At 40.1% G+C, this 23,500-nt stretch carries 18 protein-coding genes; 6 read left to right on the forward strand and 12 right to left on the reverse strand.

What is annotated here, in order from left to right:
* Positions 1 to 49 precede the first annotated feature (49 nt).
* The 5 genes from secDF to asnB all read right to left on the reverse strand — a co-directional run bounded on the left by secDF (position 50) and on the right by asnB (position 9,042).
* Entirely contained in the window at positions 50 to 3,049 is a 3,000-nt protein-coding gene (secDF, locus tag FGM01_RS09435) for a protein translocase subunit SecDF (protein WP_143410923.1), read from the reverse strand.
* A gap of 168 nt (positions 3,050 to 3,217) precedes the next feature.
* Complete coding sequence (mdh, locus tag FGM01_RS09440; RefSeq protein WP_143410924.1) at positions 3,218 to 4,144, reverse strand: malate dehydrogenase; 927 nt, start codon at positions 4,142 to 4,144, stop codon at positions 3,218 to 3,220.
* 92 nt (positions 4,145 to 4,236) lie between these two features.
* Positions 4,237 to 5,199, reverse strand: coding sequence for a DUF6588 family protein (locus FGM01_RS09445; protein WP_143410925.1), 963 nt, complete (start codon positions 5,197 to 5,199; stop codon positions 4,237 to 4,239).
* Positions 5,200 to 5,312: 113 nt separating this feature from the next.
* The gene (gene gyrB, locus FGM01_RS09450) at positions 5,313 to 7,253 is read right to left on the reverse strand and encodes a DNA topoisomerase (ATP-hydrolyzing) subunit B (RefSeq protein ID WP_143410926.1); all 1,941 of its coding nucleotides are present in this window, start codon (positions 7,251 to 7,253) and stop codon (positions 5,313 to 5,315) included.
* A 178-nt stretch (positions 7,254 to 7,431) separates the two neighbouring features.
* Complete coding sequence (gene asnB / locus FGM01_RS09455) at positions 7,432 to 9,042, reverse strand: asparagine synthase B (RefSeq protein WP_143410927.1); 1,611 nt, start codon at positions 9,040 to 9,042, stop codon at positions 7,432 to 7,434.
* A 255-nt stretch (positions 9,043 to 9,297) separates the two neighbouring features.
* Between asnB and FGM01_RS09460 the strand changes: the two genes are divergently transcribed.
* A complete protein-coding gene (locus tag FGM01_RS09460; RefSeq protein ID WP_143410928.1) occupies positions 9,298 to 9,876 on the forward strand; it encodes a DUF2911 domain-containing protein in 579 nt (192 codons plus the stop codon).
* Positions 9,877 to 9,921: 45 nt separating this feature from the next.
* On the opposite strand, the gene FGM01_RS09465 is transcribed toward FGM01_RS09460, so the two are convergent.
* Positions 9,922 to 10,554 (reverse strand): 7-carboxy-7-deazaguanine synthase QueE, encoded by a 633-nt coding sequence (locus FGM01_RS09465; protein WP_143410929.1) that lies wholly within the window; start codon positions 10,552 to 10,554, stop codon positions 9,922 to 9,924.
* A 238-nt stretch (positions 10,555 to 10,792) separates the two neighbouring features.
* Between FGM01_RS09465 and FGM01_RS09470 the strand changes: the two genes are divergently transcribed.
* The 5 genes from FGM01_RS09470 to FGM01_RS09490 all read left to right on the forward strand — a co-directional run bounded on the left by FGM01_RS09470 (position 10,793) and on the right by FGM01_RS09490 (position 15,639).
* Positions 10,793 to 12,121: a D-alanyl-D-alanine carboxypeptidase/D-alanyl-D-alanine-endopeptidase gene (locus FGM01_RS09470; protein ID WP_143410930.1), complete on the forward strand. Its 1,329-nt coding sequence runs from the start codon at positions 10,793 to 10,795 to the stop codon at positions 12,119 to 12,121.
* Positions 12,122 to 12,136: 15 nt separating this feature from the next.
* Positions 12,137 to 13,192 carry a S66 peptidase family protein gene (locus tag FGM01_RS09475; protein WP_143410931.1) on the forward strand — a complete coding sequence of 352 codons (1,056 nt, stop codon included), beginning with the start codon at positions 12,137 to 12,139 and terminating at the stop codon, positions 13,190 to 13,192.
* A 55-nt stretch (positions 13,193 to 13,247) separates the two neighbouring features.
* Entirely contained in the window at positions 13,248 to 14,768 is a 1,521-nt protein-coding gene (locus FGM01_RS09480) for a helicase HerA-like domain-containing protein (RefSeq protein ID WP_143410932.1), read from the forward strand.
* 16 nt (positions 14,769 to 14,784) lie between these two features.
* Positions 14,785 to 15,342: a hypothetical protein gene (locus FGM01_RS09485; RefSeq protein ID WP_143410933.1), complete on the forward strand. Its 558-nt coding sequence runs from the start codon at positions 14,785 to 14,787 to the stop codon at positions 15,340 to 15,342.
* A 93-nt stretch (positions 15,343 to 15,435) separates the two neighbouring features.
* The gene (locus FGM01_RS09490; RefSeq protein WP_143410934.1) at positions 15,436 to 15,639 is read left to right on the forward strand and encodes a hypothetical protein; all 204 of its coding nucleotides are present in this window, start codon (positions 15,436 to 15,438) and stop codon (positions 15,637 to 15,639) included.
* A gap of 70 nt (positions 15,640 to 15,709) precedes the next feature.
* Here FGM01_RS09490 and ftsZ read toward each other — a convergent pair whose 3' ends face one another.
* The 6 genes from ftsZ to FGM01_RS09520 are packed head-to-tail and all read right to left on the reverse strand — an operon-like array spanning position 15,710 to position 23,449.
* The gene (ftsZ, locus tag FGM01_RS09495) at positions 15,710 to 17,701 is read right to left on the reverse strand and encodes a cell division protein FtsZ (RefSeq protein ID WP_143410935.1); all 1,992 of its coding nucleotides are present in this window, start codon (positions 17,699 to 17,701) and stop codon (positions 15,710 to 15,712) included.
* 33 nt (positions 17,702 to 17,734) lie between these two features.
* Positions 17,735 to 19,087: a cell division protein FtsA gene (gene ftsA / locus FGM01_RS09500; RefSeq protein ID WP_143410936.1), complete on the reverse strand. Its 1,353-nt coding sequence runs from the start codon at positions 19,085 to 19,087 to the stop codon at positions 17,735 to 17,737.
* A 3-nt stretch (positions 19,088 to 19,090) separates the two neighbouring features.
* Positions 19,091 to 19,807, reverse strand: a complete 717-nt coding sequence (locus FGM01_RS09505; RefSeq protein WP_143410937.1) for a cell division protein FtsQ/DivIB — start codon at positions 19,805 to 19,807, stop codon at positions 19,091 to 19,093.
* Positions 19,797 to 21,155 (reverse strand): UDP-N-acetylmuramate--L-alanine ligase, encoded by a 1,359-nt coding sequence (gene murC, locus FGM01_RS09510; protein ID WP_143410938.1) that lies wholly within the window; start codon positions 21,153 to 21,155, stop codon positions 19,797 to 19,799. The genes FGM01_RS09505 and murC overlap by 11 nt, the downstream gene beginning before the upstream one ends.
* The gene (murG, locus tag FGM01_RS09515; protein WP_143410939.1) at positions 21,156 to 22,253 is read right to left on the reverse strand and encodes an undecaprenyldiphospho-muramoylpentapeptide beta-N-acetylglucosaminyltransferase; all 1,098 of its coding nucleotides are present in this window, start codon (positions 22,251 to 22,253) and stop codon (positions 21,156 to 21,158) included.
* Positions 22,250 to 23,449, reverse strand: a complete 1,200-nt coding sequence (locus FGM01_RS09520) for an FtsW/RodA/SpoVE family cell cycle protein (RefSeq protein ID WP_143410940.1) — start codon at positions 23,447 to 23,449, stop codon at positions 22,250 to 22,252. The genes murG and FGM01_RS09520 overlap by 4 nt, the downstream gene beginning before the upstream one ends.
* Positions 23,450 to 23,500 lie beyond the last annotated feature (51 nt).

Here is a 23,500-nt window from a genome sequence, read left to right on the forward strand (position 1 = left end):
AGGCTTTCCAAACAGAAAGCCTTTTATTACAATGAATATATCCCATTACCTATGCTGTAGCAGCTTCCTCGGTAACCGGTTTCTTTTTCTTTTCAATAGAAGACTTTTTCTTTACACTATCGAACATTACAGGAGTTGCAATGAATAGAGAAGAATAAGTACCTACGATCACACCTACGATAAGTGCGAACATGAATCCTCTGATACTTTCACCTCCAAAGATGAAGATAGCAAGTAGTACTACCAAAGTAGTAAGCGAGGTGTTCAGGGTTCTGCTAATTGTGCTGTTTAAAGCAGCATTTACAGTTTTATCCAGATTCCAGCTGGTATGTTCGTTCACATATTCTCTAATCCTGTCAAATACTACCACAGTATCATTCAGAGAGTATCCAATTACCGTCAAAATAGCCGCGATAAACGCCTGGTCTATTTCCATGTTAAATGGCATCACTTTGTATAGAAGTGAGAAAATACCTAATACCACAAGTACATCGTGGAATACGGCTGTTACGGCACCTAAACTAAACTGCCATTTTCTAAATCGCAGCAGGATGTAAAGGAATACCACGATCAATGATCCTAATACTGCCCAGAATGATGCATTTTTAATATCATCGGCGATAGTTGCTCCAACCTTCATAGATTGCATTACTCCCACCTGCTTATCATCTGCACCATCCACAAATTCTTCATAAGTCAATTCTGCAGGCAGATATGCACCTAAAGCGTCATAAAGAGATCTCTGGATTTCCTCATCAACTTCAGCACCTTCTTCACCTACCTTATATTTAGTAGTAATTTTCAACTGGTTGTCTGGTCCAAAAGTTTTAGCTTCAGCACTTCCAAAGGTCGCTACAAGGTCGTTTTGAACAGCTGTAGGATTCACATCCTCAGCAAATCTTACGGTATAAGTTCTACCACCAACAAAATCCACACCCTGGTTAAGTCCCTGTACAAAAAGAGACCCAATACTAATCACTATGAACAGACCGGAAACGATATAAGCAACTTTCCTTTTCTTAAGGAAGTCGATATTCATATTAGTGAACAGGTTCTTGGTTAAAGAAGTAGAGAAATCCAGAGACTTTCCTTTTTTACCATATCCATCAATGAATAATCTTGTAATAAAGATGGCTGTAAATAGTGAAGTTGCAATACCAATCAATAATGTTGTTGCAAATCCTTTGATAGGACCAGTACCAAGAATGAATAATATAAGCCCCGTTAAACCAGTAGTTATATTCGCATCGAGAATAGAAGATAAGGCGTTGTTAAAACCATCTTTGATGGCATCACGCTGTATCTTCCCTTTAGCAAGTTCTTCCTTGATCCTTTCAAAGATAAGTACGTTCGCATCTACAGACATACCAATGGTCAATACAATACCGGCAATACCAGGTAAAGTAAGTACCGCTCCTAGACCTGCTAGAATTCCGAAGATGAAAAGTATGTTTACTACAAGAGCAACATCTGCAAAAAGACCTGCTTTACCATAATACAATACCATCCAGATCAAAACAAGGATAAGTGCAATCCCAAAAGAATTGATACCACTGTCAATCGCTTCCTGTCCTAAAGACGGACCTACCACCTCACTCTGAATAATATCTGCTGAAGCCGGAAGTTTACCAGCTCTTAATACGTTTGCTAAATCCTGTCCTTCTGTAATTGAAAAATCACCGGTGATCTCACTTCTTCCGCCAGAAATAGCTCCTGAAGAAACTCCAGGTGCAGAGTATACTATATTGTCAAGTACAATGGCGATCTGGCTTTGCTCGTTCGAAGCCTTACCGGTCATATCTTCCCAGATCTTTGCTCCGGTACCGTCCATTTGCATACTAACGGCAATACGACCTAACTGATCATATGTTTGTTGTGCGTCTGTAATCACACTACCACTTAATGGTGGCTCCATATTGCGGTTTCCTTTTAAAGCATAAAGACCTGTGGTCTGAGTTTCTTCATCTGGAACTCCCCATACAAATTTCGCATATCTTAAATCTGAAGGAAGTAAAGAACGAACCTGAGGCATTTGAAGATAATCTATCACCTTAGCGGTATCCTGAACTTTAAATGTTGCCAGAACAGGACCTCCCTGGAATCCAGGAGAAACCATAAGATCGAAAATAGGATTGTTTCCTGTTTCAACCTCTGTGCTATCCTCAGACTCTGCCAGTAATTCATCGATCTCCTCGTCTCCAGAAGTTGCTGTAGAATCTGCCTCTTCGGTAGTCATTTCTTCAGATCGCTTCATTTCAGCAAGTCTGTTATTAGCCTGAACAAGGAAGTTTCCTAGTTCGTTGCTTTTATAAACATGCCAGAACTCTAACTGAGCTGTACTTTGCAACAGGTTCTTCACCCTGCTGATATCTTTGGCTCCAGGTAATTCTACCAGGATTCTTCCTGAATTTCCTAAACGCTGGATGTTTGGTTGAGTTACACCAAATTTATCTATACGCTTTCTTAGTACTTCAAAAGCTGAAGTTATAGACTCGTCAATCTTCTTTCTGATTATTGGCTCTACTTCTTCATTGCTCATGTTGAAGTTTACCTCATCGCTTAAGGTTTTATTCGCGAAAATATCCGGAGATGCAAGTTTTGCATTTGGGATATTATTAAAGGCTTCAAAAAACAGATCTACATAATTCTCCTGACTATCTTTCTGCGCCTCATCTGCTTCTGCGATCGCTTTTCTAAACGCGGGATCATTGGAATCATTTGCAAGTCCGCTTAAGATATCTCTAACAGAGATCTGCAAGATCACATTGATACCTCCTTTAAGATCAAGTCCTTTATTTAGTTCTTTGTCTTTCGCAGCATTGTAGGTTATCCCTGCAATTACCTCCTCATTACCGATAGAATCCAAATACCTGGCCTCAGCCTGGTCACGAAGCTCAGAGTAATTCTCTACATCATCTCCTACTGCTCTAACGGCAAACTCCTCTGCATCAGTCTCAACATTATTTGTTATAAACGTAAACGAAAGCTGATATAGACATACCAGCCCAAACAAAATTGCAAAAACTTTAATCAGTCCTTTATTCTGCATTATTCCTCAAATTATTGATTATAGGTCTATTTTAAAAACGGACAAATATAGGACTTCATAATTCAAATCCCAATATTTTTTTTTGGATAATTTTAACTTTTATATACAACAAAAAAGCCACAAAAACTGTGGCTTTTCACGTTATTTCGAATGTTTTTTGCTAAAAAATTAGACGTCGAGCAAACCGTTGGTTTTCTTCACTCCCTCAGCACTCTCCTTCATTTTTGCTTTCTCAGCATCATCCAATTGTATCTCCACAATTTTCTCCAAACCATCTTTTCCAAGAATAGCCGGCACTCCAATACAAAGGTCATTCAAACCGTATTCACCCTCCAGCAAAGCTGAACATGGGAACATTTTTTTCTGATCACAAGCAATAGCCTGCACCAATCCGGAAACTGCAGCTCCGGGAGCATACCATGCACTGGTCCCCAATAGTTTAGTCAGGGTAGCCCCTCCTACCTTAGTATCCTCGGCAACCTGGTTCAATCTGTCTTCAGAAAGAAATGCGGTTACAGGAACAGAATTTCTTGTAGCAAGTCTTGTTAATGGCACCATTCCGGTGTCACTATGTCCACCAATTACCATTCCGTCAACATCTGAAGGCGGGCACTCTAAAGCCTCGCTTAATCTATATTTAAAACGGGCGCTGTCTAAGGCTCCACCCATACCAATGATCTTATTCTTAGGAAGACCTGTAGTTTTATGAACCAAATAAGTCATTGTATCCATTGGATTACTAACCACGATAATAGTTACCTCTGGAGAGTGCTTAATCAGGTTTGCAGAAACCTCTTTTACGATCCCCGCGTTGATCCCGATCAATTCCTCCCTGGTCATCCCCGGTTTACGCGGAATCCCACTGGTAATAACCGCGATATCACTGTTGGCAGTTTTTGAATAATCGTTAGTACTTCCTGTTATTTTTGTATCGAAGCCATTAAGGGTTGCGGTTTGCATAAGGTCCATTGCTTTACCTTCAGCATAACCTTCTTTTATATCCAACAACACAACTTCTGAAGCAAAATTTTTGATGGCAACATATTCGGCACAGCTGGCACCTACGGCACCGGCTCCTACTATGGTAACTTTCATGTTAAAATATTATTTAATTTCTATTAATAATGACTGCGAAATTACGAATAATGAGGCAGTAATAATAATAAGGAATGGTTAAATTGAATAGGTTAAATCCTGAAATGCAAGCCCATGTTCAGGTTGAAAAATTTTCCTGCTGTAACCATGGTGCTAAATTTAAACCAGTCTGCGTACACATTAAAACCGATATCACCCTTGAATTGAGTTTCTGTATCTCCAAGCCTCCCCAAAGCTGTATTTATATCATTTAAGCCAGATCCACTACCTCCCATGATATAATCGTAGTTAGAATTTGTTGCTCCCAAGGCACCAAAAACTTCAAAATTTCCATAGCGTTTAGAACCTATAGCCTTGGCCATCCAGAGATTAGCATCTACCTCTACCACATCTAATTCTGCAATTGATATATCCACGGGTTGGAAGGCATATGAAACATCAAAAATATTATAAGCTCCCGAAACTGCAAATTGGAAATCATCCTCCCTGCTATATTTAAAATATTGGTTCAGATTGTGTTTCAATCCAAATCCTATGGTACTTACCGCTACATCATCTATGGTAAGTTCAGGCGCATACCTAAAGGCAAATTCCACGTCATAAGGTAAACCGACAGCTAATTGAATAAATGGATGTATCACCACCTCTTTATCTATCCCTTCGAAAGAATCGAATTCGAATTTATTGCCAAAAACCTCTCCTTCATATTGGACATCTACTTTCTTTCCAAAGGCGGTAGGCACTAAAGCAGAAGATCGGTCTTTTATATTTAAAACCTGGAACCTTGTGTTACTCACAGTATACGATTGCTGACTTTTTGGAACAAACATGGCATTTCCATTAACCGATACTTCAAATTGCCATTTTTTCAGCGCAACTGCAGAAGTAAACCACCCAGAGTTAGCCTGATAAGCCGCCGCCGAAGCTGCCGGTTTCGCAAATTCATCAGCAAGTAATAAAACATCTCGCACCAATTGATCCTGCTCATTCTGAGCAGAAACTTTAGTAATAGCTAGTAAAAAGAAAAGGATCGAAAATTTTTTAAGGTATTTCACAGTTCAATTTTTTAGAGTTTTAAAATAACAAAAACTTTTACGTTTTATTGTCACAAAAAAAACCCACACATTTTACCAAGGCGTGGGTCTTTGAAAAATATTATAAATTTTGATTACGCATCAATATTTGCATACTTAGCGTTCTTCTCAATGAATTCACGTCTTGGCGGAACTTCATCTCCCATCAACATAGAGAAAATACGGTCGGCTTCCCCTCCATTATCGATGTTAACCTGTCTTAGAATCCTGAATTCAGGATCCATGGTAGTATCCCAAAGTTGCTCAGCGTTCATTTCTCCAAGACCTTTATATCGCTGGATCTGAACTCCTCCACTATATTCTGCAGCGATCTCATCACGCTCTTTATCATTCCAGGCGTAACGTTTCTTCTGACCCTTTTTAACAAGATATAACGGTGGTGTGGCAATATAAATATGTCCGTTTTCGATCAATTCTTTCATATAACGGAAGAAGAATGTTAAGATCAGGGTTTCAATATGACTACCATCAACGTCGGCATCACACATGATCACGATCTTGTGATATCTCAGTTTTGAAAGGTTTAATGCCTTGCTATCCTCTTCGGTCCCTATGGTCACCCCAAGGGCAGTATAGATATTTTTGATCTCCTCGTTATCAAAAACACGATGAGACATCGCCTTTTCAACATTCAGGATCTTTCCTCTTAATGGTAAAATTGCCTGAAACTTACGATCTCTACCCTGCTTGGCCGTACCACCTGCCGAGTCACCCTCTACAAGAAATACCTCACATTGTTTTGGATCCTGCTCTGAACAGTCTGATAATTTCCCAGGCAAACCACCTACACTCATGGCAGTTTTACGCTGAACCATTTCACGGGCTTTTTTCGCAGCATTTCTGGCCTGCGCAGCAAGTATTACTTTTTGAACGATAGTTTTAGCATCATTCGGGTTTTCTTCCAGGTAGTTCTCTAGCATTTCTGAAACCGCCTGAGACACTGCAGAAGTAACCTCACGGTTACCTAATTTCGTCTTGGTCTGCCCCTCGAATTGAGGCTCAGCAACCTTAACAGATATAATTGCGGTTAACCCCTCGCGGAAGTCATCACCTGTAATTTCAAATTTTACTTTATCCAGTAAACCAGACGCATCAGCATATTTTTTTAGAGTTGTCGTAAGACCTCGTCTAAATCCTGATAAATGCGTACCTCCTTCGTGAGTATTAATATTGTTCACGTAGGAATGGAGATTTTCGTTGAAAGATGTATTATACACCATCGCAACTTCCACCGGGATATCATTCTTTTCACCTTCCATAGAGATCACATCTCCAATGATCGGCTCACGGTTGCCATCAAGAAATTTGATAAATTCCTTCAATCCTTCTTCTGAATGGAAATCATTATGAACGTACTCCCCGTTATCCTCTTTATTCCTTTTATCAGTTAAACTGATCCTAATCCCTTTATTCAGGTAAGCAAGCTCACGCATACGGCTGGCCAGAGTATCATAATTATACTCCAGGGTTTGCTGAAATATGCTTGGATCTGGCTTGAACGTTACTATGGTACCGCTTTTGTCTGTTTCACCCGTTGGCTTAACAGGATATAAAGGCTTTCCTAATTCATATTCCTGCTGCCAGATCTTACCGTCACGATATACAGTCGCAGTAAGGTGTTCTGAAAGTGCATTCACACAACTTACCCCGACACCGTGCAGACCACCGGAAACCTTATAAGAATCTTTATCGAATTTACCACCTGCTCCAATTTTGGTCATTACAACCTGTAATGCAGATACGCCTTCTTTTTTATGAAGATCTATAGGAATCCCCCTACCGTTATCTTCAGTAGTGATGGAATTATCCTCATTGATGGTAACTTTAATATTATCACAGTGTCCCGCAAGCGCCTCATCGATAGAGTTATCAACAACTTCGTATACCAAATGATGCAGACCTCTAACGCCTGTATCACCAATATACATTGAAGGTCGCATACGAACATGCTCCATGCCTTCCAGTGCCTGAATACTGTCGGCGGAATAATTATGTTTCTTAGCTTCTTCGCTCATATATATGCTAATTAATTTCGTCTCTTTTGGATAACGAACAAATATAACAATTCGCATATTTTTAACAGGTTGAAGCAACCTTATAACCCCTTAAGTTATCAACAAATTATGTGGAAAAACCCGAAGCATTCAGGAATCCTGTAACACTTCGGGTTGAATATTTAATATGTTGCAAAAATCAGATTTTTGCCATCTCCTTTTTTAGACCTGGAGCAACGTGGGTTTCGTTTGCTCTCCCACTTGGATCAAGATCTTTTTGCCATTTCGGGATCCATCTTTTCACTGTTTTTGCTGCAGATTCCTGAGGGAAATGACTGCTGAATAATTCCCGGTAAAAATAAGCCTCTTTAGTTACCGGAGTATTTACAGGATATTTCATGGATGCGGTTTCTAATTGAACATCTGTTACCTGCGCTGACGCATACTCAATAAGCTGATCTATCCAGTTATATCCTACGCCATCGCTGAATTGCTCTTTTTGTCGCCATAAAACTTCTTCAGGCAAAAAAGGTTTTTCAGGTGTATCGAATGCTTTTCGCAGAATATATTTTTCAACGCCGTCATATGTGACCGGCATTTTCTCTTCTGGCACTATCTCCATAGCTGTTTTTAAAAATGCCTTATCCAGGAAGGGAACTCTCGCCTCCAGGCCGTGAGCCATTGTTGATTTATCTGCCCTTAGACAATCTGCCGTGGCCAGTCTTTGTACTCTTCTAATGGTCTCTTTCTGAAATTCTTCAGCAGAAGGAGCGTTCTTGAAATAAAGGTAACCGCCAAAGATCTCATCTGAACCTTCTCCCGAAAGCACCACTTTAATTCCTTTTTCCGCGATCGCTTTAGACAGGAAATACATTGGTGTACTTGCTCTTATCGAAGTCACATCATAAGTTTCCAGATGCCATACCAGTTTGCTTAATATTTCAATCCCTTCTTCAACAGTAAAGTGAATTTCATGATGCTCAGTACCTAGGAATTCCGCAACTTTTCTGGCAGCAACAAGATCTGGCGCATCGGCATCTAGCCCAATTGAAAAGGAATGTAATTTTTGACCGGAATCCTGTATTAAACGAGCCGCAATAGAGGACGTTAAAGAAGAATCCAAACCTCCGCTAAGAAGAACTCCCAAGGGAACATCTGCCATTAATCTTTTCCTGGTTGCCTCGATAAGGCTTTCTCTCAATTTGGTAAGATCTGCCGGTTGTATCGCTGCTTCAGATTCGAACCATTCCGGTTTATAATATCTTACAAATCCGGTTTCCGGAGTATAATAATGTCCCGGAGGAAAGGCTGAAAATTCAACACAATGATCTGCCAAAGCTTTCATTTCGCTGGCGAACCACATTGCTCCAGACTCATCTGTACCATAATATAGAGGCTTTACACCTATAGGATCTCTTCCAACTATGAAATCATCCCCATCTATCACCACAAAGGAAAATACTCCATCCAGCATATCCACGAAATCGTACCCATACTTTTCATAGAGATGCACTATAACTTCTGAATCTCCTGTAGTTCTGAAAGTATGATCTTTCAATTCATTATTTCTTAAATCCATGTGGTTATAGATCTCCCCATTGTGAACCATCCATGCTGAACGGGTTCCCTGAATAGGTTGAATTCCTGTTGTTAGATCTACAATAGAAAGACGTTCGTGAGATAACACATAACCTTCCTCTGTAATTTTTAATCCGCTTTCATCGGGACCTCTGTGAGACATTCTCTTTGAAAGGCCGCTAATTTTTGCCGCTTCAATGTCTTTTCCGATAACTGCTAAAATTCCACACATGACTTGTTTGTTTTTAATTACAATACAAATATGCGTTTACACTTACCTTTATAAAACACAAAACGTTTAATCACTTACTATTAAAAATAAAATTTATAACATTAGAATTAATATTCAACTTAATTTCTGAAAAAGGCCTTAAAATCTTTCATATATAAAACGCTATAAATTTTAACAGCAACTTTGATATTTTTTAACAAACCCAACAGATAGCTTAACTATCTTTATTAAAATTATAAACTAATAACAACAGACATGAAAAAACTGCTTATAGGAGGACTTAGCGCACTTTGTTTATTTATTTCTAACCCCATGACCGGTCAGGAAGAAGACAAAGTGAATTACTCTAAAGAAGAATTAAAATTCTCGAAAATGGACGCCAGCCCAATGGATCTGGCCTTGTACAGAGATAAAAATGATATGGCTGTAGCAAGAGTAATTTATAGCCGTCCTCAAAAAAGAAACAGAGAGATTTTTGGTAAACTTATTCCTTACGGTGAAATATGGAGAACCGGAGCTAACGAAGCTACCGAGCTAACACTATACCAGGACATGAAGGTTGCCGATGCGACGGTTAAGGCAGGAACCTACACACTATATACTATTCCAGGCGAAAAAGAATGGACAGTTATTCTAAATAATAAAACCAATACCTGGGGAGCTTATGAATATAGTGCAAAAGAAGATAAGGTAAGAATAAAGGTTCCTGTTAGAAAGGCACCCAATACTATCGAATCTCTTTCAATGGCATTTCAGGAATCTGGTAAAGGAGCAGATCTGCTAATTGGCTGGGATGATAGTTATGTAAAAGTACCCTTTCAAAGTATGAAATAAGTTTCTTTAAACCAAAATTATTAAACGCCTCCATGGGCGTTTTTTTTATGGTATATTCAAATATTTATGGGTCTGAAGCGAAACTTTCCACCGCGGATTTGCCATTACATAATCAACGATCATCGGGATAACCTTATCGCGGTTGCTCCACTCAGGCTGCAAATAAAGAATACATTCATCACTCACCCGGGCTGCCTGTTCCTCGGCAAATTTAAGATCATGCTTATTGAAAACGATCACTTTTAATTCATTAGCCAGAGGGTAGATTTCAGGTTTAGGTAATTTGATCTTTTTTGGAGACAAACAAATCCAATCCCATGTACCGGTGAGATCGTAAGCTCCAGAGGTCTCAATATGAATATCGCAACCTTTATTCTTTAAACTTCCGGTAAGCTCAGTCATATCCCAGGTCAAAGGTTCTCCCCCGGTTATCACTATAGTCTTACTGTATTTAGTTGCATTTTCCACTATCTCACCTACATGGGTAGGCGGATGAATATCTGCATCCCAGCTTTCTTTCACATCACACCAGTGACAACCAACGTCGCAACCTCCAATTCTTATAAAATATGCTGCAGTACCTTTATGATACCCTTCGCCCTGAATGGTATAGAATTCCTCCATTAAAGGAAGCATTATTCCTTTATCTACCAGTTCTCTTGTCTCAAATGAAATCATAGCCTGCAAAGATAAGGAAACTCTAACTTCTAATTGGCTTAGAACGATTTGAAAAACTCAACCATACCACCACCAATGGTTTTTGAAAACCGGCATTTTTGTAACAGAAGTGCTGAGATTATGAAAAACCCCAAAAAAGGCTATTTTTATATCAAATTCACCCACAGCCTACAAATTACATTTACACCTGATACTGAAACAATATACCAGATCTACTAGTAATCTACTTTCCCGATGGATGAGGAAAGAACACAGATGCCGCAGGATATTTATTCTTCCTGCATTTCTTTTCCTTTTATATTCCTGCGCAACCACGAGGCAGGCAGAAAAAAGGATCAGCTTTGAATTGGACAATATACCGGGGTTAAGCCATGGCTTTTCTGGTTTTGCGCTATATGATCCGGTTAAAGATGAAATGCTTTATTCCCATAATGCAGACCGGAACTTTACCCCTGCCTCGAATATTAAATTATTTACGCTTTATACCGGTTTAAAAATTTTAAGCGACTCCATCCCTGCTATAAAATATACCGTTTCTGGCGATAGCTTAATTTTTAAGGGCACCGGAGATCCATCGTTGCTTAATCCCAATTTACCGGGATCAAAAGTTTACAATTTTCTCAAAAACTCTGAACATAAACTTTTCTATGCTCCTGCCGAATTTCAGGAAAAGCCATTGGGTCCCGGATGGGCCTGGGATGATTACAATTCTCACTACTCTGCCGAAAGATCAGATTTGCCCCTATATGGTAACCTGATGAAAATCGAATTTGATCATGAGTCCGGAGAAGTATTGGTCATGCCTGAAATTTTCAAAGATTCATTAATACGGTTAAATTCCACTACCTCTAAAGATAAATACGCCCGAAGGGGAATTGCATCCAATAAAATTGAATATTATCTTATCGAAAGAGACAGAGATTTCGCCCAAAAAATACCTATTAGATTTTATCCTGAATTGATCCCGAGGTTACTTTCAGATACATTAAACAAACCGGTTTCCATATTTCCGGGAAAAACAGGCTCCCTTATTTTCAACAAAACATTGTACGGCATTGCTACCGACAGCATTTATAAACGAATGATGCAGGAAAGTGATAATTTCCTGGCCGAACAAATTCTTTTACTATCATCTGCTGAAATTTCTGATAGCCTTAAGTCCAGTATTGCTATAGACCATATGCTCGCTACCCATCTAAAGGACCTTCCAGATGAACCGCGCTGGGTAGACGGTTCAGGGCTTTCCAGGTATAATCTCGCCAGCCCTCGAACTATGGTAAAGCTTTTAGAAAAGATTGCGAATGAAATACCCATGGAAAAGATATTTCAGATCTTTCCGGCTGGCGGGAAATCGGGCACGCTTCAAAATGATTACCTGGCAGAAACACCATATATTTATGCAAAGACAGGGACTTTAAGCAATAATCACAGCCTTAGCGGTTTTGTTCTTACAAGATCTGGCAGAATACTTATTTTTAGTTTAATGAATAGTAACTATACGATCCCTACTGCCAGGATTAAACAAAGCATGACCGTGATTCTAGAAGAAGTACGGGATCACTACTAACGCAACACTACTTAAATGAAACGTAGAAAATTTATCCGGAATATTGGGATTGGAGGATTGTTAATACCATTGGACCCCTTGAGCATAAGTGCAGAAGAGAAAATTAGCTTCTTCACTGATAATATCATTCCAGAGGCCCTGAAGCAGGGAGATACCATTGGAATTGTAAGTCCCGCCGGTGCCGTTTTTGAATCTGAACCTTACGAGATCGCAAAAGAATCCTTTGAAGCAATGGGACTTCAGGTAAAATTCGGCAAATATACCCGCAATAGATACGGGCACCTGGCCGGAACCGATGAGGAAAGAGCAGAAGAGCTTAATTTTATGTTCAGGGATAAGGAGATCAAGGCTATTATAGCTTTAAGAGGAGGCTCTGGCGCAGCCAGGATTCTGGAACTTTTAGACTATGAGGCTATCCGTAAAAATCCTAAGATCTTCGTTGGCTATAGCGATATAACGGCTCTTCATCTGGCAATTTATGAGCAAACCAGATTAGTTACTTTTCACGGTCCCGTGGCCATTTCAACCTGGAATTCATTTAGTACAGATTATTTCAAAAGACTATTATTTCAGAAAGAAGCAATTACATATGAGAACCCGGTACATAAAGGTGATGAACTGGCTCAAACCACTAACCGTATAAAAGTCATTCAAAATGGCACAACCACGGGTGAGTTACTCGGCGGAAACCTTTCTGTCCTTACCGGGATCATGGGATCTGATTTTTTCCCTTCAGACTGGAAAGGCAAAATACTTTATCTTGAAGAAATAGGTGAAAAGATCTATGCTGTAGACAGGATGATGTCCCAGTTAAAACTGGGTGGTGTACTGGAGCAGATAAGCGGATTTGTCTTTGGTAAGTGTACAGATTGCGACCCCGGCGGGAGTGGCTATGGTTCACTTACTATGGATGAAGTTATTGACCATTATATTAAACCCTTGAATATTCCCGCATTTTCCGGAGCTATGATTGGTCACATCAGTGATAATGTGACCATACCAAACGGGATCAAGGCAGAAATGGATGCCGGTAAGGGAACCATTAAACTATTGTCTCCGGCAGTTAAATAAATGTGGGATACAGGTGATAAGAACAGGATTTATCAAAACATAATAAAGAACATCGATGGACAAAAACGGGCAATTTATACAGGAAATTCAAAAGGGATATTCCACCAAGGGAGATTACATCTATCTTGGAGCAGGAATGCTTGATGGTGAAGTACATGCTGAAGCAGCGGTAAAAATCCCTCTGAAAACAATGAACCGTCATGGCCTTATCGCCGGAGCCACAGGAACCGGAAAATCTAAAACCCTTCAGATAATTTCCGAAAATCTCTCAGATAAGGGGGTCCCGGTATTGTTGATGGATGTTAAGGGTGATCTAAGCGGAATTGCGCAACCTTCCCCGGGAGCAGAATTTATTGACGAAAGACACCAAAAACTGGACTTCCCTTTCACCCCGAAAAGTTCCCCGGCTGAGATATTAACTCTTTCAGACCAGGATGGTATTAGACTCAGGGCCACAGTTAGTGAATTTGGACCGGTGCTGCTTGCAAGAATTTTAGATCTGAATTCCACTCAAACCGGAATTCTCTCTATAATTTTTAAATATTGCGACGATCATCAGCTTCCATTACTCGATCTAAAAGATCTGAAAAAGATCATTCAATATTCCACCTCAGAAGGAAAAGATGAATTAGAAAAGGACTACGGCAGGATCTCCACTGCCTCCACCGGGGCGATCATGAGAAAGATAGTTGCCCTCGAACAGCAGGGAGCAGACCTGTTCTTTGGTGAGCGATCCTTTGAAGTGAATGATCTTTTAAGAAAAACGAATGATGGAAAAGGATATGTAAACATCCTTAGATTAACAGATATTCAGGACAGGCCAAAATTATTCTCTACGTTTATGCTCTGTCTCCTGGCCGAGATCTATACTACTTTTCCAGAAAAAGGAGATATGGACAAACCAGAACTGGTTATGTTTATAGATGAGGCTCATCTTATATTTGATGAAGCTTCAGATGCTTTGTTGGACCAGATTGAAAGTATAGTAAAGCTTATTAGGTCTAAAGGAGTGGGGATATATTTTGTAACCCAGAATCCGGCAGATGTGCCAGAGGAAGTCCTGGGACAGCTAGGATTAAAGATTCAGCATGCCTTAAGAGCATTTACTGCAAAAGACAGAAAAGCAATTAAATTAGCCGCAGAAAATTATCCGGAATCTGATTTTTATGATACCAAAAACATGCTTACCGCGTTAGGTATAGGCGAGGCCCTGGTTTCAGCATTAGACGAAAAAGGAAGACCTTCGCCACTGGTTGCGACTATGCTAAGAGCTCCAATGAGCAGAATGGATATTCTCACAGAACAGGAACTTAAAAGCCTTATCAAGGATTCAGATCTGGTCTCTAAATATAACGAGCAGATAGACCGTGAAAGCGCCTATGAGATCCTGAATAAGAAAATAGAGATCGCAGAGCAAAGTGAAGCGAAAGAAAAAGCAAAAAATGAAAGAACAGAAGTAACAAAAACCTCTTCCCGCCGTCGAACAGCCAGCACGGAAGGCGCAATTATAAAAGTTCTCACCAGCGCTACCTTTATAAGAGGAGTAATGGGTATTCTAAACAAATTTTTAAAATAAAATCATTCAATAAAACATGTACAAAAAAGCCTTAGTTATTCTTGGTTTATGTGTAAGTATAACCTCCTGCACCAGTGATGAGGAAAACCCCTATCTAATCACTTCCAAACAGGTTGGACCTTTAAAAAAAGAGATTAAAATCAATCAGCTTGATTCTATATTTAAAAATGACAGTATAGTGAGGCAAACCAGCGGGCCTCAGGATTTTAGAACTACAGATGAGATCAAGATCTACACCCGTGACGGGGAGGCCCTCATGAGCCTGGAACCACTGCAGGAATTTGATTCTACCAGCACCGTTGGCTATATACGGATCCTGGACGCCCGCTACGAAACTAAAGACGGGTTAACCGTAAACAGTACTTTTAAGGATATCGTTGAAAATTATAATATTTCAAGAATCGAAAACACCATAAATTCTGCGGTGGTTTTTATAGATGAGATTAATGCCTACATCACGATAGATAAAAATCAATTACCTACGAATTTAAGGTATGATACAGATAGTAAGATCATGGCATCCCAGATTCCTGATAATGCAAAGATCAAGTATTTTATGATCTACTGGAATTAGATCTTCATCCTCCTCCAATCCAAATATTTGTTAATATTAGGTATATCTTAAATATCTTATTTAATTTTAACTGATAACCAATAATTTAAGAAAATGATCAAGATCATAGCAATGATTATGCTAATTGGAGGTGCAGTTGCACTGGTAATGGGCGTTTTAGGAGTTTTTGGAAGCATTGGATTAATGCTGAACCCCTGGGCACTTAGTATTCTGGGATTTGTATTTTTCATCGCCGGAATTTCAATGTTGAAATACAGGAAAGATACCGATGAAGTTCAAATGCAAAGTCAGAACTAAAACTTAGTTGTTAGAATAAATAAAAAAAGCTGCCTATGAAGGGCAGCTTTTTTTGTGGCTAGGTTGAAAATTAGTCTACATTATCATGTAGAAAAGAGTTGTTTTTTCTAAAGTGGAGATCATTATTCTCATCCTGATCTATACTTGTTCGGGATAATTTTCCTTCTCCTGGTTTAGAATTATCCAGTTCTATTCCCGCCCTTTTATAAGCAGGCTGCTTTTCGATCTCATCGATCTGGGCAGAACCGGTTCTGAATTTATAATTGAATTCCTTCATTTTGGCCTTTCTTTCAGCAGTTCTCTGTCTTACAACTTCTGATGAGATAGGGTTATTAAAAGGATCATTATCTTCTACATTATTATCTTTTTGAGGTGAAGGAGCCACCGTTCTTTTCTGAATAGCGATGGTTTCATCTTTAGGCTCTTCTTTTTTAGGAGGTTTAGATCTTTCCAGATTATCTTCCATCTCCATGTAATCATCAAGGCTATATCTCTTAATTCCCTGGGTATTACTTTCAGTTACCGGGATAATTTCGATAGCCTCATTCACCCTGATATTTTTAGTATCCTCTTCCTCTATATCTTCCAGGGTATGCCTTTTTATTTCTTCGGCTTTAGGAGCAGATTTAGGCTTTTCCTCTTCCTGGTTTGCAGGCATATCGAAAGTGAACATAAACTGATCTTTGGACTCAGCTTCCACCTCTTCAGGTTCATTTACCTCCATATCATTAACTTCGGCACTGGTATCGTTGATGATGAAATCTTCAGGGTCTACCTCTTCATAAATCACATCCAGCTTACGGGCAAAATCAGGAGTTTTATAAACATCATCCACCTTCTTCTGGATATTTCCCACTTCATCTACCTCCTCTTCATTCTCATCTAAGGTATGTACAATCTTCTCCTCTTTCACCGGCTCCTCAAATTGCAGTGTATTTGCTGAAGACGGTTTAAAGGGAGTATTAGTGACCTGAGAAATAGGAGCAGTTTTTTTGGTGGTAAGATCCTGTTCTGCCTTTTGTTCTTCTTCAAGGGTATGGATGATCTTCTTAGTTTCAGTATTGGTGATCTCATTTTGTTGCTCCACATCGAAACCAGTAGCGATGATGGTTACAGCAATAGAATCTTCAAGCGCCTCGTCTTCTCCAACACCCATAATGATGTTGGCACTATGACCAGCTTCAGCCTGAATATGATCGTTTATTTCTCCTATTTCGTCAATAGTGATCTCCTCGTTACCAGATACAATTAGCAGTAAAACATTTTTGGCACCGGTGATCTTATTGTCGTTCAATAGTGGAGAATCCAGGGCTTTCATAATAGCATCTGTAGCTCTGTTCGCTCCAGAAGCCTGAGCAGAACCCATAATGGCAGTCCCCGAATTGCTCAATACGGTCTTTGCATCCCGCAAGTCAATATTTTGTGTATAATGATGGGTAATTACTTCTGCGATCCCTCTGGAAGCAGTAGCAAGTACTTCATCTGCTTTAGAAAATCCAGCTTTAAAACCAAGATTTCCATAAACCTCACGAAGTTTATTATTGTTGATTACAATCAGGGAATCAACATGGCTTCTTAGCCGTTCCACTCCCAACTGAGCCTGTTCATTCCTGTTCCTTCCCTCGAACTGGAAAGGAATCGTTACAATCCCTACCGTTAGAATACCTAATTCTTTAGCCTGTTTGGCAATGATTGGAGCGGCCCCGGTTCCGGTTCCTCCACCCATACCTGCAGTAATAAAGACCATTTTGGTATTAGTGTCCAACATTTGCTTAATGTCGTCGAAACTCTCCACTGCGGCTTTCTCTCCAACTTCGGGATTGGCTCCTGCTCCCAGTCCTTCGGTAAGGGTTACCCCTAACTGGATCTTGTTGGGAACCGAGCTGTTCTCAAGTGCCTGGGAGTCGGTGTTACAAACAACGAAATCAACCCCTTTAATTCCCAACTGGAACATATGGTTGATGGCGTTACTTCCTCCACCGCCTACTCCTATCACTTTGATGACGTTCGATTGATTTTTAGGTAAATCGAATGAGATGTCTCCAAATTCTGTACTGCTCATAAACTCTGTTTTACTGGTTGTATTGTATCTAAATTATTCTGCGTTATCTAAAAAATCCTTGAATTTTTCAGCCCATTTATCAAAGATGCTCTTGCGGGCAACCTTTTTTGAAGTCTGTTCTTCTTCATCAGATTCTGTCATCATCTGATCTCCTTCTTCATATTCTTCCGGATCCTCCACCGGAATATTATCTGAAATGATCGCTTCTTCCTGGAAGCGTCTGTTTCCTTTTTCAAGACTGTTCATCACCAGACCTACTGCCGTGGCATAAACAGGACTCGTGGTTTCAGAATCTGTTGTTCCGGCCAGGTGTTCGTTTGGATAACCTATTCTGGTATCCATCCCGGTAATATATTCAGCAAGTTGTTTGATATGCTTTAATTGAGAACCACCTCCGGTAAGCACCAGACCTGCTATCAGTTTTTTCTTCTGCTCGTCATGGCCATAATTATTGATCTCCAGATGTACCTGTTCGATGATCTCCACAACTCTCGCCTGGATGATCTTGGAAAGGTTTTTCAGGGTGATTTCTTTAGGCTCCCTTCCACGTAATCCCGGAATAGAAACTATCTCATTATCCTTATTTTCTCCCGGCCAGGCTGAACCAAATTTGATCTTCAGTAGCTCGGCTTGCTTTTCGATGATAGAGCAGCCTTCTTTGATATCTTCAGTAATCACATTTCCACCAAACGGGATCACCGCCGTATGACGAATAATACCATCTTTAAAAATAGCCAGATCTGTGGTACCACCTCCTATATCGATAAGGGCGACCCCGGCTTCTTTCTCCTCCTGGCTTAAAACTGCATTTGCTGAAGCCAAAGGCTCCAGGGTAACTGCAGAGAGTTCCAGCCCGGCGCTTTTTACACATCTCCCGATATTCCTGATCGAGGAAACCTGACCAACCACCACATGGAAATTCGCTTCCAGCCTGCCACCATACATTCCAATTGGCTCCTTCACCTCTGCCTGACCATCTACTTTAAATTCCTGAGGAAGCACATGAATGATCTCCTCTCCCGGTAGCATAACCAGTTTGTGAACCTGGTTACACAGCGTATGAATATCATCTGCATCTATTACTTCGTCTGGATTCTGACGGGTTATATAATCACTATGCTGAAGGCTTCTAATATGCTGCCCGGCAATTCCAACAACCACTTCACTAATCTTTAAACCGCTGTCGGCTTCTGCTTCCTGTATTGCCTGCTGAATAGACTGGATGGTCTGGGTAATATTGTTTACCACACCTCTGTGCACACCAAGGGATTTTGATTTTCCTATCCCGATGATCTCCACCTTACCATACTCATTTTTGCGACCTATCATGGCCACAATTTTAGTGGTTCCAATATCTAATCCTACTGCAATATCGTTTTGTTCCATAAACTATTTTTTCGTGCATACAACCTGATCTCCAAATTGCAGGTTCACTTTTTTGTAGGTATCTAATTTATTTTCTTTCTGTGCTTTCTTGTAAAAGGCCTTGAAATTATTGAATTTTAAAGCCACGTTATTCGAGTCCCCAAAATACAGTTCAAAATCCAGCTCTCTTAATTCCAGAATATATTTATCACCTTTTAGCCGGTTGATGCCGGTAATGTGCCTGGTTAGGAACTCATCATTTTTTATATGATTCACAATACCGTAGGCCTTTTTCACGTTTGAACCGTCAAATCCAAACATCAATGGCACTCGGGCCGTATAGAACTGGCTGAGTGGCATTAATTCCCCATTTTTGTCCAGATAGAAAGAGGAATTTCCAACTACCCGACCTATAGGTTTTCTCTGACTTACTTCTGCCCTCAATTTACCATCCAGCGTAAGGTAAACTTCTGCATTTTCAATCATTTCATGCTCATTTAAAAGGGATTCCACCCTATTCAAATCTAAAGTTTCTTTATCTATGCCCGAGACCGATGAATTATTTTGTATTAACAATTTATTAACCACTTGCTCAGTAACATAGAGGTTTTCTGAATCTGTAAACTTCACTTTCACCTCACTGATCTTTCGGCCTTTATGTCGCTCTGCAGCAAAACCGTATAGCAGCCCCACGAGGAGCAACAGGAAAACAGCCTTTATGTAACCTAAATTACGCTTCATTGAGCAGTGCTTTTTTTACCTTATCAATCTCTTCTCCAATGTCGCCAGCACCCATCATCACTATGATCTCAGCATTTTCAGATTTTATTTTTTCAATTAATTCAGATTTATGAATAAGTTCTTTTTCCGGGTTTGAAATCTTATCCAGCAACCAGGCTGAAGATATGCCTTCGATGGGGAGTTCTCTGGCTGGATAAATATCCAGCAGAAAGACCTTATCAAAATCTGTTAGGCTTGAGGCAAAATCTTCAGCGAAGTCGCGGGTACGGCTAAACAAGTGGGGTTGAAAAACCGCTAAAACTTTATTGTTGGGATACATTTCACGAACTGCCTGGTGTACTGCAGAGATCTCTGTAGGATGATGAGCATAATCATCAATTAAGATCAGTTTATCCGTTTTTATTTTATAACTAAATCTTCGTTTAACGCCCTTAAAACTAAATAAAGCCCTGGTTAGACCATCGGTTGGGGAACCGTATTGGATCGCCATCGCCAGGGCTGTAATAGCATTTAGCAAGTTATGTTTACCGGGTAGATTAAATTTTAAATTTTGTAATAACTCAGATGGTGTTCTAAGATCAAATACATAGCTGCCATCTTCAATCCTGATGTTCTCTGCTGAATAATCGCTGTTATCGTTAACTCCAATACTGGCTCCCTTCAAAGGCAATCCATTTTTGAAAAACAAACGGCCATCTTCGGGCACTTTTGCAGCAAATTCTTGAAAAGATTTTTCAAGCTCAGATTTATCACCGTAAATATCGAGGTGATCTGCATCCATCGAAGTAATCGCGGCTAGATTTGGAGAAAGATTCAGAAAGGAACGATCAAACTCATCTGCCTCCACCACTACTACATCGTCACCCTGCATGATCAAATTAGACTGGATATCTTCACTAATTCCTCCAAGGAATGCCGTAACCTTTGCTCCGGTCTCTTTCAACAAATGTCCAAGGATCGCCGTAGTGGTAGTTTTACCATGAGTTCCGGCTACTGCCAGACAGTATTTTTGTTTGGTTACCATCCCTAGCAACTGGGCCCTTTTAAGTACCTCAAAATTTTGTTCTTTTAAATAAAGAAATTGTTTAAAGTCCTTTGGAACCGCGGGAGTATAAACAATAACAGAGGTTTGAGGATTGTTAATAAAGTCTTCCGGAATATCGTTTACCTCATCTGAGTAATTGATCTCTATCCCCTCTTTCTGCAAGGTCTTGGTCAATTCAGTGGAAGTACGATCATAACCTGCCACAAAGTTCCCTTTTGCCTTAAAATATCTGGCCAGGGCGCTCATCCCTATTCCACCAATACCGATGAAATACAAATGCTTTATGTGGTTAAGATCCTTCACTTATTTTTTATTTATCAATTTTTCAACTTCATCAACTATGTCTGAAGTGGCGTTTGGCAAAGCAAGTTTTTTGATATTTTGCGCAAATCGCGCCATGGCACGCTCATCTTTCAATAAACTGAAAAAACAAGGCTCAAACCTTTCGGCCAGTTCATCTTCAGTGATCATCAAAGCAGCATCATGATCTGTAACCGCCATGGCATTTTTCGCCTGGTGGTTTTCAGCGACATTGGGTGACGGGATAAATAACACCGGTTTCCCAACGATACAAAGCTCAGAAACACTTCCCGCTCCTGCCCTGGAAATGATCACATCTGCCGCAGCATAAGCATAATCCATTCTATTGATGAATTCCTTCGCTCTAACATTTACTGAATCATATTTTTTATATTCACCATAGTATAGCTTTCCTATCTGCCAGATGAGTTGAACATCATCATCTTTAAATCTCTTAAGATCGTTCTCTATAAGCTTATTAATTCTCCTGGCTCCAAGACTTCCGCCCAGCACCAGAACAGTTTTCTTGTCTTTTGAAAGGTTGAAATGACTTAAGGCTTCTTCCCTTAGTTTATTAACTTCCAGAAGATCCTGTCTCACAGGGTTACCGGTGATTATAGTCTTTTCCGGAGGAAAAACCTCTTTTACCTTTTCATAGGCTGCACAAATTGTATCAGCATATTTAGCCAGAATGCGATTGGTGATCCCCGGTAGGGAATTTTGCTCCTGGATAAGAGTTGGAATTCCACTGGAAATAGCTACTCTTAAAAGAGGTCCACTGGCAAAACCGCCGGTACCAATTACAATATCCGGATTAAACTTTTTAATGATCTTTCGTGACCTGGAAAGACTGCTCATTAATTTAAAAGGAAAAATAAAATTTTTCAGACTGAACGATCTATCCACCCCACTAATCCAGAGACCTTCTATTTCATATCCGGCCTGAGGGACTTTCTCCATCTCCATTCGGTCTTTAGCGCCTACAAAAAGGATTTCCGCTGCCGGGTACCTTCTTTTAATTTCATCGGCAATAGCGATCGCAGGATAAATATGTCCCCCTGTACCACCACCGGATAATATGACGCGTAAATTTTCTTTCATATCGCTTCGCTTAAGATGTCCAACGGGTTTTCTTCCTCACCTATATTTTCAGACTCTTTAATTTCTTCTCTTTTTGCGCTTACACTTAATATAATTCCAAGGGCAATGCATGTCATCCAAATGGATGTTCCTCCACTACTTACCAGTGGAAGGGTTTGACCAGTCACCGGGAACAACTCCACGGCAACTCCCATATTAATTAATGCCTGGAAGACCACAGGCAGGCCAACTCCCATTACTACCAGTTTACCAAAAACAGATCCGGCCTTTGTAGCCACGATCACAATTCTAAATAACAATAGCAGGTATGCCAGCATTACTCCAAACCCACCAATAAGCCCCATCTCTTCAACGATGATCGCATAAATAAAATCTGAAGAAGATTGAGGTAAAAAATTTCTTTGTACACTCTTCCCAATTCCGGTTCCGGCAATTCCACCCTGGGCGATCGCGATCTTGGCTTTTTCCACCTGATATTGCTCTGCTCCCTCTTCATCATCAAAAAAGCTTTCAATCCTACTGGTCCAGGTATCAACCCTGTTTGGCATAAGACCTGGAAAAGCCTTGGCGGTAAGGACAAAAATGCTCAGCATAATGATCCCTGCACCCACAATGGCTCCTAAATATTTTATTGGATATCCGCCTAAGAACATCAACACCAGTATCATAGAAAAAATGATGGCTGTTGTGGAGAAATTGGCCGGCAAAATTAACACTAATACTACAAAAACAGGCAGCCAGAGAGGCAGAATTGTTTCCTTAAATGTGACTGTTTTCTCAGTGATCTTAGAAAGATACCTGGCCACATAAACCATGAGCACTACAGCCGCTAATGTTGAAGACTGAAAAGACACATTTAATACCGGTATTTGTATCCATCTACTGGCATAAGCACCTTCAATCGTAGTTCCCTGGGCAATGGTGAATAAAAGAAGAAGTATCACCACCGGTAATAGTAAAATAGAAATACCCCTGAAGTAGTGATAGGGTACTTTATGAACGGCAAATAAAACGCAAAATCCTAAAAGCAAATGGAAAAAGTGTACCACCAGGTAGCCGGAAGTACTTCCATCACCATGAAGATAAGCAAGGTTACTACTGGCACTGTATACTGGCAAAAATGAAAATATCGCCAACAATCCGGCTACGGCCCAGATTACCTTGTCTCCTTTAAGATTTGCAAAAACGTTGCTCATTTATTGCTTTTTCACTTTCCAGACCTGCGAGGTTTTAAAATCCTTGAAGGT

Origin of the sequence: Christiangramia sabulilitoris (assembly GCF_007050985.1) — a bacterium.
Lineage (GTDB): Bacteria > Bacteroidota > Bacteroidia > Flavobacteriales > Flavobacteriaceae > Christiangramia > Christiangramia sabulilitoris.

What these genes read in the sequence shown, in the direction of transcription:
- secDF (WP_143410923.1), bottom strand. Translation starts at nt 3,049, where the DNA reads ATGCAGAATAAAGGACTGATTAAAGTTTTTGCAATTTTGTTTGGGCTG.
- mdh (WP_143410924.1), bottom strand. Translation starts at nt 4,144, where the DNA reads ATGAAAGTTACCATAGTAGGAGCCGGTGCCGTAGGTGCCAGCTGTGCC.
- gyrB (WP_143410926.1), bottom strand. Translation starts at nt 7,253, where the DNA reads ATGAGCGAAGAAGCTAAGAAACATAATTATTCCGCCGACAGTATTCAG.
- asnB (WP_143410927.1), bottom strand. Translation starts at nt 9,042, where the DNA reads ATGTGTGGAATTTTAGCAGTTATCGGAAAAGACATTGAAGCGGCAAAA.
- FGM01_RS09460 (WP_143410928.1), top strand. Translation starts at nt 9,298, where the DNA reads ATGAAAAAACTGCTTATAGGAGGACTTAGCGCACTTTGTTTATTTATT.
- FGM01_RS09465 (WP_143410929.1), bottom strand. Translation starts at nt 10,554, where the DNA reads ATGATTTCATTTGAGACAAGAGAACTGGTAGATAAAGGAATAATGCTT.
- FGM01_RS09470 (WP_143410930.1), top strand. Translation starts at nt 10,793, where the DNA reads ATGAGGAAAGAACACAGATGCCGCAGGATATTTATTCTTCCTGCATTT.
- FGM01_RS09475 (WP_143410931.1), top strand. Translation starts at nt 12,137, where the DNA reads ATGAAACGTAGAAAATTTATCCGGAATATTGGGATTGGAGGATTGTTA.
- FGM01_RS09480 (WP_143410932.1), top strand. Translation starts at nt 13,248, where the DNA reads ATGGACAAAAACGGGCAATTTATACAGGAAATTCAAAAGGGATATTCC.
- FGM01_RS09485 (WP_143410933.1), top strand. Translation starts at nt 14,785, where the DNA reads ATGTACAAAAAAGCCTTAGTTATTCTTGGTTTATGTGTAAGTATAACC.
- FGM01_RS09490 (WP_143410934.1), top strand. Translation starts at nt 15,436, where the DNA reads ATGATCAAGATCATAGCAATGATTATGCTAATTGGAGGTGCAGTTGCA.
- ftsZ (WP_143410935.1), bottom strand. Translation starts at nt 17,701, where the DNA reads ATGAGCAGTACAGAATTTGGAGACATCTCATTCGATTTACCTAAAAAT.
- ftsA (WP_143410936.1), bottom strand. Translation starts at nt 19,087, where the DNA reads ATGGAACAAAACGATATTGCAGTAGGATTAGATATTGGAACCACTAAA.
- FGM01_RS09505 (WP_143410937.1), bottom strand. Translation starts at nt 19,807, where the DNA reads ATGAAGCGTAATTTAGGTTACATAAAGGCTGTTTTCCTGTTGCTCCTC.
- murG (WP_143410939.1), bottom strand. Translation starts at nt 22,253, where the DNA reads ATGAAAGAAAATTTACGCGTCATATTATCCGGTGGTGGTACAGGGGGA.
- FGM01_RS09520 (WP_143410940.1), bottom strand. Translation starts at nt 23,449, where the DNA reads ATGAGCAACGTTTTTGCAAATCTTAAAGGAGACAAGGTAATCTGGGCC.